Origin of the sequence: Streptomyces sp. NBC_01508 (assembly GCF_045040315.1) — a bacterium.
In the GTDB taxonomy this organism is placed as follows: Bacteria; Actinomycetota; Actinomycetes; order Streptomycetales; family Streptomycetaceae; genus Streptomyces.
This window is the reverse complement of the sequence record NZ_CP109419.1, coordinates 1,064,509-1,077,785: the sequence shown is the minus strand read 5'-3', so window position 1 is coordinate 1,077,785 and position 13,277 is coordinate 1,064,509. Positions and strand designations below refer to the sequence as shown.

Below are 13,277 nucleotides of genomic sequence, written 5' to 3'. Positions count from 1 at the left end.
ACGGCGTCCTTGTCGGGAGTGAACGCGATGCTGTCCGCCACTAGATGACTCCGTTCGTCTTCAACAGGCGCAGTTCCTCGTCGCCGAGACCCAGCTCGCCGACGTACACCTCCGCGTTGTGCTCACCGAGCAGCGGGGATGCGGTGATGGTGACGGGGGAGTCGGAGAGCTTCAGCGGGCTCCCGACCGTGGTGAAGGTCCCGCGCCGCGGATGCGCGACCTCGACGACCATGTCGTTGGCCGCGAGCGATTCGTCCTCGATGATCTCCTTGGTGGAGAGGATCGGGCCGCACGGGATGTTGTGGGCGTTGAGCTTCTCCAGCACCTCCCACTTGGGGATGGTCGAGGTCCACTCCTCGATGAGCTGGAACATCTTGCCCAGCTTGGTGAGGCGGGCCTCGGGGGTCGCCCAGTCGGGGTCGTCGGCCAGTTCGGGCCGGCCGATCAGCTCGCTGACGGGCTTCCAGCCGACCGGCTGCACGATCACGTACACGTAGTCGTTGGGGCCGCCCGGCGCGCACTTGACCGCCCAGCCGGGCTGACCGCCGCCGCTCGCGTTGCCCGAGCGCGGGACCGCGTCACCGAAGTCCTCGTTCGGGTACTCGGCCAACGGGCCGTGGGACAGCCGCTGTTGGTCGCGGAGCTTGACCCGGCACAGGTTGAGCACGGCGTGCTGCATCGCGACGTTCACACGCTGCCCGCGCCCGGTGGCGGTGCGCTGGTAGAGCGCGGCGAGGATGGCGGCGACCGCGTGCATGCCGGTGCCGGAGTCACCGATCTGCGAGCCGGTGGCCAGCGGCGGCCCGTCCTCGAAGCCGGTGGTCGACATCGAGCCGCCCATGGCCTGCGCGACGACCTCGTACGCCTTGAAGTTGGTGTACGGGCCTTCGCCGAAGCCCTTGATCGAGGCGTACACGATCCTCGGGTTGATCTCCTGGATCCTCTCCCAGGTGAATCCCATCCGGTCGACCGCGCCGGGGCCGAAGTTCTCGACCATCACATCGGAACGGCGGATGAGTTCGGTCAGGATCTCCTTGCCGCGCTCGGTCTTGGTGTTGAGCGTGACGCTGCGCTTGTTGCAGTTGAGCATCGTGAAGTACAGCGAGTCGACATCGGGGATGTCGCGCAGCTGTTTACGGGTGATGTCGCCCGTGGGCGCCTCCACCTTCACCACGTCGGCGCCGAGCCAGGCCAGGATCTGGGTGGCCGAGGGGCCGGACTGCACATGCGTCATGTCGAGGACACGGACGCCGCTCAGCGCCTGGGGACTCGGGGTGTCGGGGGAGTTCTCCGGGGCTTGAAGAGCCTGGGTCATCATGGCCTCCCTTACTTGTACATGGTCTGGTTCATGGTTCCGGGGGCGTACGCGTCGGGGTCGACCCAGACGTTGATCAGCGAGGGCAGCCCGGACTCGCGGGCCCGCCGGAGCGCGGGCGCGATGTCGGCCGGGTCCCTGACCTCTTCGCCGTAACCGCCCAGCATCTGGGCGAACTTGTCGTAGTGGACGTCGCCGAGGGTGTTGCCGACGCGCTCGCGCTCGTCGCCGTACTTGGCCTTCTGGCCGTAACGGATCTGGTTCATCGACGAGTTGTTGCCGACGATGCCGACGAACGGCAGGTTGTAGCGCACCAGCGTCTCGAAGTCCCAGCCCGTCAGGGAGAAGGCGCCGTCACCGAAGAGCGCCACGACCTCCTTGTCGGGCCGTGCCTTCTTCGCCGCGAGGACGAACGGGATGCCGACGCCGAGCGTGCCGAGCGGGCCCGGGTCCATCCAGTGGCCCGGCGACTTGGGCTGGACGACCTGGCCGGAGAAGGTGACGATGTCGCCGCCGTCGCCGATGTAGATCGAGTCCTCGGTGAGGAAGTCGTTGATCTCGCTCACCAGGCGGTACGGGTGGATCGGCGAGCTGTCCTTCTTCAGATTCGGCAACCGCTTCTCGATCGCGGTCTGTTCGGCGGCGCGCAGCTCCTCCAGCCATGCCTTGCGCTTGACGGAGCCGCCGTTGATGCGCCCGCCGGCCGCCTCGGTGACCGACTTCAGGACGAGGCCGGCGTCGCCGACGATGCCGAGGTCGATGTCGCGGTTCTTGCCGACCGTCCGGTAGTCGAGGTCGATCTGGACGACCGTGGCGTCCGGCGAGAGCCGCTTGCCGTACCCCATCCGGAAGTCGAAGGGGGTGCCGACGATGATGATGAGGTCGGCGTTGGTGAAGGCGTAGCGCCGGGAGAGCTGGAAGTGGTGCGGGTCGCCGGGAGGCAGCGTGCCGCGCCCCGCGCCGTTCATGTACGCGGGCACGTTCAGCGTCCGTACCAGCTCGATCGCGTCGTCCGTGGCCCGTGTCGTCCAGACCTGGCTGCCGAGCAGGATCGCCGGCTTCTCGGCGTGCACCAGCAGATCGGCGAGCTTCTCGATGGCCGCGGGGTCACCGGCCGAACGGGTCGAGGCCCGGTACTGGCCGGCCTTGGGTACGCGTGCCTTGTCGGCCGGGACCTTCGCGTCGAGGACATCGCGCGGAATCTCCAGGAACGACGGGCCGGGAGCGCCGTTGTAGCACTCGCGGAAGGCCATGGAGACCATGTCGGCCGCGCGGGCCGTGTCGGGGACGGTGGCCGCGAACTTGGTGATCGGCGTCATCATGTCGACGTGCGGCAGGTCCTGGAGCGATCCCATCTTGTGCTGGGTGAGCGCGCCCTGGCCGCCGATGAGCAGCATCGGTGACTCGGCACGGAACGCGTTGGCGACACCGGTGACGGCGTCGGTGGTGCCCGGCCCGGCGGTGACGACGGCGCAGCCGGGCTTGCCGGTGATGCGCGCGTAACCGTCGGCGGCGTGGGCAGCGACCTGCTCGTGGCGTACGTCGACGACTTCGATGCCCTCGTCGACGCAGCCGTCGTAGATGTCGATGATGTGGCCGCCGCAGAGCGTGTAGATGACCTCGACGCCTTCTGCTTTGAGTGCCTTGGCGACCAGATGACCACCGGAGATGAGTTCCTGGCTGTCGTCGGGCATGAGGTTGTCCTGTCCCTTCGTAGGGGAGGCCGGGGGGCTCTTGGGGGTGCTCCCGAGTGCTCCCGCGATGGATTGCATACAGTCGACGAATACTGTATGAAGCTTGTTATCCCGCATCCGGTGGGTGGTGTCCAGGGGGCGTGCGGCACTTTCATTCCTTTCTGTTGCGGTGGGAGCCGGCATGGATCTGTACGAGCACCAAGCCAGAGACCTGTTCGCGGAGTACGGCATCGCCGTGCCGGAGGCCGAAACCGTCGAGTTCGCGAGGGAGGCCGCGCTCGCGGCTTGGCGGCTCGGCGGCCGGGTCGTCGTCAAGGCGCAGGTGAAGACCGGAGGCCGGGGCAAGGCCGGCGGGGTGAAGCTCGCGGCCGACCCGGCCGCCGCGGAACTGACCGCCCGCCAGATCCTCGGGATGGACATCAAGGGCCACACCGTCCGCACGGTGATGCTGGCCCAACCGGTCGACATCGAGACCGAGTTCTACGTCAGCTATGTGCTCGACCGCGCCGCGGGGACCTTCCTCGCCATCGCGTCCGCCGAGGGCGGCATGGACATCGAGGAGGTGGCGGCGACCCGCCCCGAGGCGGTGGCGCGGATCCCGGTCGACCCGGCCGAGGGCGTCACGGCGGCCAAGGCGGCCGAGATCGCGGCGGCGGCGGGGCTGCCGCCGCAGACCGCCCCCGTACTCGAATCGCTCTGGCAGGTCCTGATCCGTGAGGACGCCCTGCTCGTCGAGGTCAACCCCCTCGTCAGGACCACCGAAGGCCGCATCCTCGCCCTCGACGGAAAGGTGACCCTGGACGACAACGCCCGCTTCCGCCAGAGCCGTTGGGGCGACGACCAGCAGGACCCGGGCGCCGACCCGCTGGAGACCGCGGCAGCCGCCAAGGGCCTCAACTACGTCAAGCTCGACGGCCAGGTCGGCATCATCGGCAACGGCGCGGGGCTCGTCATGTCGACCCTCGACGTCGTCGCCGGCTGCGGCGCCCGCCCCGCCAACTTCCTCGACATCGGGGGCGGCGCCTCCGCCCAGGTCATGGCCGACGGACTCACCGTCATCCTGTCCGACCCCGACGTGAAGTCCGTGTTCGTCAACGTCTTCGGCGGGATCACCGCCTGCGACGCCGTCGCCGACGGCATCGTCCAGGCCCTGGAAACCGTCCGGCTGACCAAACCGCTCGTCGTACGCCTCGACGGCAACAACGCCGCCCGGGGCCGCGCCATCCTCGACGACCGCGCGCATCCCCTCGTGGAGCAGGCCACGACCATGGACGGCGCCGCGCGCCAGGCCGCCGTGCTCGCGAACGCCGGATAACGCCGGACCACCGGGAAGAGGAGAAGGAACCATGGCGATTTTCCTGACCAAGGAGAGCAAGGTCCTCGTCCAGGGCATGACCGGTGCCGAGGGCATGAAGCACACCCGCCGGATGCTGGCGGCCGGAACCGACGTCGTCGGCGGCGTCAACCCGCGCAAGGCCGGCAAGAGCGTCGACTTCGACGGCCGGGCGGTCCCCGTCTTCGGCACCGTCGCCGACGGCATCGCGGCGACCGGCGCGGACGTCACCATCGTCTTCGTGCCGCCGCCGTTCGCGAAGGCGGCGGTCATGGAGGCCGTCGACGCGGGCATCGGCCTCGCCGTCGTCATCACCGAGGGCATCCCCGTCCATGACGCCGTCGTCTTCCAGGCGTACGCTGAAAAGGGCGACACCCGGATCATCGGGCCCAACTGCCCCGGGCTCATCAGCCCTGGACAGTCCAACGCCGGGATCATCCCGGCCGACATCGCCACCAAGCCCGGAAAGATCGGGCTGGTCTCCAAGTCGGGCACGCTGACGTACCAGTTGATGTACGAGCTGCGCGAGATCGGCTTCTCGTCGGCGGTCGGCATCGGCGGCGACCCCGTCGTCGGCACGACCCACATCGACTGCCTCGCCGCCTTCGAGGCCGACCCGGACACCGAACTCATCGTCCTCATTGGCGAGATCGGAGGCGACGCGGAAGAGCGCGCGGCGGCGTACATCGCGGACCACGTCACGAAGCCGGTGGTCGGCTACATCGCCGGTTTCACCGCGCCGGAGGGCAAGACCATGGGCCACGCCGGAGCGATCGTCTCCGGCTCGTCGGGCACCGCGGAGGCGAAGAAGAAGGCGCTTGAAGCGGCCGGCGTACGCGTCGGCTCGACGCCCTCGGAGACGGCGCGCCTGGTACTCGACCGCCTCGCGGTCACAGCCTGACCCGACACCGCCGCTTCGGGCCGACCCCGGTCCTCACCCGCCGGACGGTCTTCTACCGTCCGGCGTTTGAGGACACACGGTCGGGCCGTGTGCAGCTCGGCATCGCCCGGGCGGGCAATTCCAGCCCGTCCGGCGCTTGAGGACGAACCGTCCGCCGGACGGGCCCGGCCACAACCACCCGTTCACAACAACCGGCACCACCCCGCCATACCGGACGACCCGTGCACGTCGTCCGGAACCCGCGCTCACGCGCACCGCCCCCTTTCGAGCGGAGTTCAAGACATGGCACCCACCCTCATCCTGAAGCCGGGCACCGCCTGGTCCGAGGCCTGGCAGCAGTGCCTCACCGTCGCGCCCGAAGCCTTCCGGGACGACCACGTGCTCAACCTGTGGTCCGCGTCCTGGCAGTCCGGCGGCCGTACCCTCCCCGCCTGCGGCCCGGTCGACGGCAGCCCGGTCGTCGGACCGCCCCGGCTCGACGCCGGGACCGCCCAGCGAGCCGTACGCGCCTCGCTCGACCAGCACCGCGCCTGGCGGCACGTCCCGCTGCCCGAGCGCCGCGCCCGCGTCTCCGCCACGCTCGACGCCCTGACCGAACACCGCGAACTGCTCGCCCTCCTCCTCGTCTGGGAGATCGGCAAGCCCTGGCGGCTCGCCCAGGCCGACGTCGACCGCGCGATCGACGGCGTGCGCTGGTACGTGAACGGTGTCGAGCCCATGCTGGCGGGCCGCGGTCCGCTGCCGGGCCCGGTCTCCAACATCGCCAGCTGGAACTACCCGATGTCCGTCCTGGTCCACGCCATGCTCGTGCAGGCGCTGGCCGGCAACGCGGTGATCGCCAAGGCGCCCACCGACGGCGGTGTCGCCTGCCTCACCCTGGCCGCCGCACTCGCCGCCCGCGAGGGGCTGCCGGTCACCCTGGTCAGCGGCAGTGGCGGCGAACTGTCCGAGGCGCTGGTCCGCTCCCCGGAGATCGGCTGTGTCTCCTTCGTAGGAGGCCGCGACACCGGCGCGCGGATCGCCACCGCGGTCGCCGACCTCGGCAAGCGCCACATCCTCGAACAGGAGGGCCTCAACACCTGGGGCGTCTGGAACCACACCGACTGGGACGCGCTCACCGCCGTCATTCCCAAGCTGTTCGACTACGGCAAGCAGCGCTGCACCGCCTACCCGCGCTTCGTAGTCCAGCGCTCGCTCTTCGCCGACTTCCTGGGCGCCTATCTGCCCGCCGTACGCTCCATCCGCCTCGGCCACCCCCTGGCCGTCGAGCACCCGGACGACCCGCTGCCCGAACTGGACTTCGGCCCGCTCATCAACGCGGCCAAGGCCAAGGAACTGGCCGACCAGGTGGCCGAGGCCATCGACCGCGGCGCCGTCCCGCTCCACCAGGGATCGCTCGCGGACGGGCGTTTCCTGCCCAGCCAGGACACCTCCGCGTACCTCGCGCCGGTGACACTGCTCAACCCGCCGCCGTCCTCGCCGCTGCACCACGCGGAGCCCTTCGGCCCGGTCGACACGATCGTCCTGGTCGACACCGAGGCGGAACTCCTCGCGGCGATGAACGCCTCCAACGGGGCGCTGGCCGCGACACTGGCGACCGACGACCCGCGGACGTACGCGCGGCTCTCACCCCAGATCCGCGCGTTCAAGGTCGGCCACGGCAAGCCGCGCTCACGCGGCGACCGCGACGAACTGTTCGGCGGCTTCGGCTCCTCCTGGCGGGGCGCCTTCGTCGGCGGCGAACTGCTGGTCAAGGCGGTCACGAACGGCCCGGACGGGGAGCGCCCGCCGGGCAACTTCCCGGACTACCACCTGATGCCGTGACGCCGGGGCCGGCCCGGCCCTGAACCGGGAATCGGCTGAGGCCGCCCGGACCCCTCCTCAGCCGATTCCCCAGGTCAGCGGGGTTGTCAGTGAGCCGGTGTAGCGTCGTACCCATGAACTCGAACGATCTCGCCAACCTCGCGCATCTGCGACGGGCACGGGATCTGATCGACCGGGAGTACGCCCGCCCCCTCGACGTGCCGACGATGGCCCGCCACGCCCTCATGTCGCCGGCCCACTTCTCACGGCAGTTCCGCGCGGCGTACGGCGAGACGCCGTACAGCTACCTCATGACCCGCCGTATCGAGCGGGCCATGGCACTGCTGCGCGGGGGCACGAGCGTGACCGACGCGTGCATGGCGGTCGGCTGTACGTCCCTCGGCTCGTTCAGCTCCCGCTTCACCGAAATCCTGGGGGAGACGCCGAGCGCGTACGCCTCCCGCGAGCACGGCGCCGTCGCGGCGATGCCGCCGTGCGTGGCGAAGGCGCACACCCGGCCGACCAGAGGCGCACCGAGCAGGATCCGAGAAGCGGGCCGCGAGGCGGCCGCCTAGCGTTGGTCCCATGACCATCGCACTCCAGTACAGCCACATCACCGTCAACGACCCGGACGAGGCACTCGGCTTCTACCGCGACGCACTCGGCCTTGAGGTCCGCAACGACGTCGCCTCGGGCGGCTTCCGCTGGGTCACCCTCGGCAGCCCGGACCAGCCGGGCCTGGAGATCGTCCTCTCGGAACCGCACGCCGGCCGTTCCCAGGCCGACGGCGACGCCCTCCAGGAACTGCTCACCAAGGGCGTCCTGACGATGGCCGTCTTCCGCACGGACGATCTCGACGCCACCTTCGAGCGAATCCGCGCCTCCGGCGCCGAGGTGCTCCAGGAGCCCATCGACCAGCCCTGGGGCCCCCGCGACTGCGCGTTCCGCGACCCCTCGGGCAACATGGTCCGCATCTCCCAGGAGCCGAAGGAGTAGCCACGCCACCCCCGGGCGCACGGCACCGCGGAACCACGCCCGTGCGCCCCGGACCACGGTTTATGCGGGTGAAGAGCACTCCCGGGCCCTGGTATCGTTCACTACGTCACCCCGGCGGGAACGCCGGGGATCGACCACTCGTCCGGGTGGCGGAATGGCAGACGCGCTAGCTTGAGGTGCTAGTGCCCTTTATCGGGCGTGGGGGTTCAAGTCCCCCCTCGGACACCAACCCAACCAGGGGTGATCGCCCCATCCGGAGCCGGTCGGCGACATGATGTCGCTCCGACCGGCTCTGTCGTTGCCCCTGCCGTCGCGCGGGGTGTGCTCAGCGCGGTGACCGGCGGACGGTCAGGAGTGCGACGTCGTCGTGCAGACCGCCGTCCCCGGCGAACGCGCGGGCGTCCTCGTACAGGGCCTGCGGCAGGTCGGTGGTGGAGAGGCCGAGGTGGGCCTTCAGCCGCTCGTCGAGGGGGTAGAACGAGCCGTCCTGGGCGCGGACCTCGGTAAGGCCGTCGGTGGTCAGCAGCAGTGTCGAACCGGCGGGGAACGCGAACCAGCCCACGGTCGCCGGTTCGGCGGCCAGCTCGGCGAGCCCGAGCGGGACGCCGGCCACCAGCGAGGGCGTGAAGACCTCACCATGATGCGTCAACTGTGGCGGAATGTGGCCACAGTTGACGGCCTGCACCTCGGTGTGGGCGTCGATGCCGATGACGAGGGCGGTGACGAAACGCTCGTCTTCGCCGGTCTGTTCGGCGTAGGAGTTGTGCCGTACGACGGCCGTGTCCAGGGCGTCGACGAGAGCGGTGAGGGTGGGCTCCCGGTGGGCCGCCTCCCGGAAGGCGCCGATGACGGCGAACGCGGCGCCGACGGCGGCCAGTCCCTTGCCCTGTACGTCTCCGATCAGCACCCGCGTGCCCCAGGGCGACGCCACGACGTCGTAGATGTCGCCGCCGATGAGCCTCTCCTCCTGGAGCGGCTCGTACAGGCCGTTGACCATGACGTCGTCGGTGACCAGGGGGAGCGGATGCAGGATGTGCCGTTGCATGGCGACCGCGGTGGAGCGCAGGCGCAGCATCTCGTGCTCCCGTGCGATGCGCCGGTGGCAGGCGTAGACGGCGGTGGCGCCCAGGGCGAGGGTGAACAGCACCAGCAGGAGGCGGTCGAGCCACCGCGCGTCAGCGGCGCCGTTCCACGACAGCACGGTGCCCGTCACGACGAGCGTGGTCCACACGGCGACCGCTGCCGTCTGGCGGACGGTGCACAGGGCCGAGGCCGTACCCGGCAGGAACACCAGGAGACCGAGGAGCCACACCGCGGAATCGGACAGGATCCCGAGGGCCACGACCAGGAGTGTCACCGCCGCCACGCCCGCGACCATCTCGATGTTGCCGGGAGGCTCGATGGACTCCAACGGGTGAGCGGGTCTCTTCCGCCCGGCACGGGCCATGGGATCTCCGTAGGTGGTCGGACGGTGGACTCTTCGTACGCCGGGCAGGCGCACCGCAGGCACGATATCCCCGGACATTCCTGGGGAGGCCACTCCCGCACTCCGTCAGCGCGCCGGGCGCCGCGCGCCCCGGAAATACGCGTCGGCCGACGTGGCCGGGTGCGACGCCACCACCGGTGGCCTCGGGACCGGGGCCGTACGACCGCACGTGAACAGGTGCGGACCGGGGTGATTCCCGGTCCGCGCCTGTCGCGTGCGCGGTTCTGCGGCACGGCTACCGTCGGCCGCCGCCCGTCAGTTTGCCCGGGGCGAGGGCGGGCGCCGGGCCGCCCGTGATCACGAAGCCGGAACCCGGCTGGGTGACGATGTCGCCGTCCGCCGAGTCCGTGATGGTCACATTCGTCAGCGTCGCGTTGCCGCGGGCGCCGCTCATGGCCAGGATGCCGGCGCCGTTGTTGGATTTGTCGATCTTGACGTTGTTGATGACGACGCCCGGCATCGTGCCGCCGCCCGTCTTGAACTGGATGCCGTCGTACGTCGAGTCGTAGATGTCGGTGTCCCTGATCGTGACGCCGGGGATGTCCCGGCCGGCCGCGAACAGGGTGATGGCGCCGAACTCCTGGTCCTCGTTCCAGAAGGCTCCGCCGGTGCGGTGGAGGGCGTTGTTGGCGATCAGGGTCTGGCCCGAGAAGGGGAGGGGGTCGTGGTCGGTCGCCAGCATGATGCCGGGGTAGTTGGCGGTGTCGGAGACGATGTTGTTCTCGATCTTGTTGCCGTAGCCGCCGTAGACCGCGATGCCGGTCGCGCGCCAGGGGAGCTGGATGGTGTTGTTGGTGAAGGAATTGTCGTGTGCGATGTCGACCGAGGTGTCCTTGACGTACCGGTTGGCCCAGACCGCCAGGGAGTCGTCGCCGGTCGTGCGGAACGAGGAGTTGAACACCTTTGAATTGCGGGTGCCGTTGGTGAAGTTGATGCCGTCGGCGTATGTGTTGCGGATACGCATGCCGGTGAACTCAAGGCCGTCGGCGGGACCCCAGAGCGCGGGGATGTTGTCGTAGTCGCGGCCGACCCAGACGCCGACGTTGGCGTGCTCGATCCACACGTTGGAGATTTTGGTGTTCTTGCCGAAGCGGCCGTTGAGGCCGACTCCGCCCTCGGCGTTGCCGTCGCCGCCGCGGATCCGGCCGGAGCCGAAGATCGCGATGTCGGAGATCTTGGTGTTGTCGTCGATGTCGAAGCCGAAGTTGCCCTCGTGCGGGTGGTTGATACCGCCCGCGTTCTGCGGCTCGGTCAGGGTGTGGAGCTGCGAGTGCCACATGCCCGCGCCGCGGATGGTGACGTTCTTGATCCCGATCTGGTTGTACTGACCCTGGTTCTGCGGGTCGTCGGTCAGGATCTTCTTCTCCTGGCGCCACTGGCCCGGCGGGATCCAGACGCACGCGATGTCGCCGTTCTGGTCGGCGGTGACCGCCGCCTGGATCGCGGTCGTGTCGTCGATCCCGTCGTCCGGCACCGCGCCGTACGCCGTGATCGAGGTGCACTCGGCGGGTTTGGCCGCCGGGGGCGCCACCTGCTCCAGGTCGATCAGGTCGATGTAGTAGAAGGACGCGCTGTCACCGGCGTCGCGCTGGAGCTTGAACTTCGTGCCCGCCGGATAGGTCGTGGACAGAAGGGAGTTGGCCTCGTCGAAGAGCCTGCGGGCGTCCGCCTGGGGCGTGTTCGTCAGGGCCTCGGGGCCGTCCGTGTTGCCGTACAGCCAGCTGTGCTTCGAGGAGAGGTTCAGCTTCTTCACGAAGGTGTCGTTGGCGTACAGGCTGATCGTGGCTTCGGTGCCGCCGCCGTTGGGGGCGTCCGGGATCGAGTTGCGTACGACGATCGAGTTCGCGGGATTGGTGGAGGTGAACTCCACGAACTGGCCCGTGCTGTTGAGCCGTACCGACCTACGGCCCGAGGACTCGGAGCCGAAGTTGGTGTGCCCGAAGGTGCGTACGGCGTCGGCCGCTACCAGGGTGCCCTGGTAGCGGCCGGCCTCGGCCTCGTACTCGACGTACGGGACCGCAGCGCCGCGCCCGACGACGATCGAGCGGGAGAACGCGTTGTTGGTCTCGTTCGTCTCCGTCACGACGTTCGTCGCGTCGGCCGTGGCCACGATGTTGGCGCCGCCGCTGGTGGCGGTCCAACTGCCGTTGACATTCACATTCGTTGTCGCTCCGGCCGCGATCGACGGGGTGTTGGTGTTCAGTGTCGTGCCGCCCACCGCCACCCGGGTGACCGTGGTGGCGCCGGTCGCGGCGGTGCCGCGGTTGCGCACCTCCACGGTGAACTGGACCGACGCCCCGACTGCGGGGTTCTGGGGCGTCGAACTGATGCTCAGCACCTGGAGATCGGGGCCTGGCGCCTGTCCCACGACCAGCGATCCGGCCGCGGTGAAGCTGTTGTTGTCGTTGTCCTGCTCGACGATCGTGTCGGTCGGGTCCACCACCGCCGTGACCTTGTAACTGCCCTCCGCGCGCTTGCCCGCGGCGACCTGCACGATCGCGGACGCACCCGCGGCGAGGGCGCCGACTGCCGCGCTGCCCGCGACCGTTGCGCCGATGCTGACGTTGACGGTCGTCGGGCCGGACGCGGCCGTGCCCACGTTGCGCACCGTCGCGCTCACGGTGGTCGCGTCGGTCTCCACCGGGGCGGTGGGGGACTACGAGAGCGCGGTGACGGTGAGGTCAGGGTTGGGCGCGGGCACCCCGATGACCTGGAGCTCGGCGACCTGGCCGCCCTGCGCACCGGTGTTGGAGAAGATCTGGAGCTGTACGTCGGCGACACGGCCGGTGACCGGTATCCGTACCGAGTTCTGGTTCGTCGCCGGATTGAAGCTGTAGTCCGCACGTGCCTTGAGCGAGGTGAAGCCGGTGGCGCCCTGGGCGCGGCCGAGCACCTGGATGTTCTGGGTCCGGGTGCCCCACGCCGCGTCGGGGTTGAGCTTGACCACGACGGAGGTGATGTCGGCCTCGGCCCCGAGCTTGACCGTCAGGTTCGACGGGTGCCCGGCGGACTCCCAGTACGTGTTGAGCCGGTCGTCGTTGGCGTTGGCGGCGACGAACGAGTGGATCGTCGACGACGCCTCGATCGCCTTGCCGCGCGCCAGATCGGTGCCGTCGTCACCCGGGTCGGGGTCGCCAGGACCCCCGGCCGCCGGGCCGTAGATCCCGAACTCGGAGATCTGGGCCGCCGGCCATCCCGTGTTGCCGGTGATGTTCAGCCGTACGTAACGGACGCCGGTGGAGGGGAAGTCGATGGTGACGGTGTTGGCCGACGCGGGGGTGAACAGCCGCCCCTGCGAGGCGGAGAGGGTGCTGTAGCTGTTCCCGTCGGTGCTGCCCTGGACGCTGAGGGCCTGGGTGCGGGCCTCCCAGGTGGTGGGGAGCTTGAGCACCACCTGGTCGACGGCGACGCTCTCGCCGAGGTCGATCCGGAGCGTCTGCGGGAACGCGTTGTTCGGTCCCTCCCAGTACGACGCCTGATCGCCGTCGACGACGTTGGAGGCGGGATGGTTCTCCTCCGACCCGCTCGCCGACACGCTCTTGCCGGTCGACTGGTTGGGGCGCTCGGCCGCCGAGGCCGAGAGGGGGTTGAGTCCGACGGCGATCAGACCGGCCATGACGATGCCGGTGATCAGCCGCCGGGCGAGCCGCGTGGGTCCGACCCCCACGGGCTGTGCGGGTCTGAGCTGCTTCCGTCTCATTTGGTCCTCTGTCCGGTTGGAACGAGGGTGCGGGGGAGGCGGTGCGATG

General features: G+C 69.7%; 8 protein-coding genes, 1 tRNA gene and 1 pseudogene. 6 read left to right on the top strand and 4 right to left on the bottom strand.

Going from position 1 to position 13,277, the window contains the following annotated elements; genetic code table 11:
• Positions 1–40 precede the first annotated feature (40 nt).
• Positions 41–1,315, bottom strand: a complete 1,275-nt coding sequence (gene frc / locus OG700_RS04890; RefSeq protein WP_405609383.1) for a formyl-CoA transferase — start codon at positions 1,313–1,315, stop codon at positions 41–43.
• An 11-nt stretch (positions 1,316–1,326) separates the two neighbouring features.
• On the bottom strand, positions 1,327–3,009 hold the full coding sequence (locus OG700_RS04885) for a thiamine pyrophosphate-binding protein (RefSeq protein ID WP_405609380.1): 1,683 nt from the start codon (positions 3,007–3,009) through the stop codon (positions 1,327–1,329).
• A gap of 181 nt (positions 3,010–3,190) precedes the next feature.
• Here OG700_RS04885 and sucC point away from each other — a divergent pair, with 181 nt between their 5' ends.
• The 6 genes from sucC (at position 3,191) to OG700_RS04855 (ending at position 8,270) form a co-directional block, all read left to right on the top strand.
• Positions 3,191–4,324: an ADP-forming succinate--CoA ligase subunit beta gene (sucC, locus tag OG700_RS04880; protein ID WP_405609377.1), complete on the top strand. Its 1,134-nt coding sequence runs from the start codon at positions 3,191–3,193 to the stop codon at positions 4,322–4,324.
• A 31-nt stretch (positions 4,325–4,355) separates the two neighbouring features.
• Complete coding sequence (sucD, locus tag OG700_RS04875) at positions 4,356–5,243, top strand: succinate--CoA ligase subunit alpha (RefSeq protein ID WP_405609374.1); 888 nt, start codon at positions 4,356–4,358, stop codon at positions 5,241–5,243.
• Between the two features lie 282 nt (positions 5,244–5,525).
• Complete coding sequence (locus OG700_RS04870) at positions 5,526–7,067, top strand: aldehyde dehydrogenase family protein (RefSeq protein ID WP_405609371.1); 1,542 nt, start codon at positions 5,526–5,528, stop codon at positions 7,065–7,067.
• 113 nt (positions 7,068–7,180) lie between these two features.
• Positions 7,181–7,621: a helix-turn-helix transcriptional regulator gene (locus OG700_RS04865; protein ID WP_405609369.1), complete on the top strand. Its 441-nt coding sequence runs from the start codon at positions 7,181–7,183 to the stop codon at positions 7,619–7,621.
• A 10-nt stretch (positions 7,622–7,631) separates the two neighbouring features.
• A complete protein-coding gene (locus OG700_RS04860; RefSeq protein WP_405609366.1) occupies positions 7,632–8,042 on the top strand; it encodes a VOC family protein in 411 nt (136 codons plus the stop codon).
• Positions 8,043–8,182: 140 nt separating this feature from the next.
• A tRNA-Leu gene (locus tag OG700_RS04855) sits at positions 8,183–8,270 on the top strand.
• Between the two features lie 97 nt (positions 8,271–8,367).
• Here OG700_RS04855 and OG700_RS04850 read toward each other — a convergent pair.
• Positions 8,368–9,489: a PP2C family protein-serine/threonine phosphatase gene (locus OG700_RS04850; protein ID WP_405609363.1), complete on the bottom strand. Its 1,122-nt coding sequence runs from the start codon at positions 9,487–9,489 to the stop codon at positions 8,368–8,370.
• A gap of 274 nt (positions 9,490–9,763) precedes the next feature.
• A pseudogene (locus OG700_RS04845) lies at positions 9,764–13,144 on the bottom strand (CARDB domain-containing protein).
• Between the last annotated feature and the right edge of the window lie 133 nt (positions 13,145–13,277).

Bases quoted from the DNA above. Each gene is read 5' to 3' on its own strand.
- frc (WP_405609383.1), bottom strand. From the start codon at position 1,315: ATGACCCAGGCTCTTCAAGCCCCGGAGAACTCCCCCGACACCCCGAGT.
- OG700_RS04885 (WP_405609380.1), bottom strand. From the start codon at position 3,009: ATGCCCGACGACAGCCAGGAACTCATCTCCGGTGGTCATCTGGTCGCC.
- sucC (WP_405609377.1), top strand. From the start codon at position 3,191: ATGGATCTGTACGAGCACCAAGCCAGAGACCTGTTCGCGGAGTACGGC.
- sucD (WP_405609374.1), top strand. From the start codon at position 4,356: ATGGCGATTTTCCTGACCAAGGAGAGCAAGGTCCTCGTCCAGGGCATG.
- OG700_RS04870 (WP_405609371.1), top strand. From the start codon at position 5,526: ATGGCACCCACCCTCATCCTGAAGCCGGGCACCGCCTGGTCCGAGGCC.
- OG700_RS04865 (WP_405609369.1), top strand. From the start codon at position 7,181: ATGAACTCGAACGATCTCGCCAACCTCGCGCATCTGCGACGGGCACGG.
- OG700_RS04860 (WP_405609366.1), top strand. From the start codon at position 7,632: ATGACCATCGCACTCCAGTACAGCCACATCACCGTCAACGACCCGGAC.
- OG700_RS04850 (WP_405609363.1), bottom strand. From the start codon at position 9,489: ATGGCCCGTGCCGGGCGGAAGAGACCCGCTCACCCGTTGGAGTCCATC.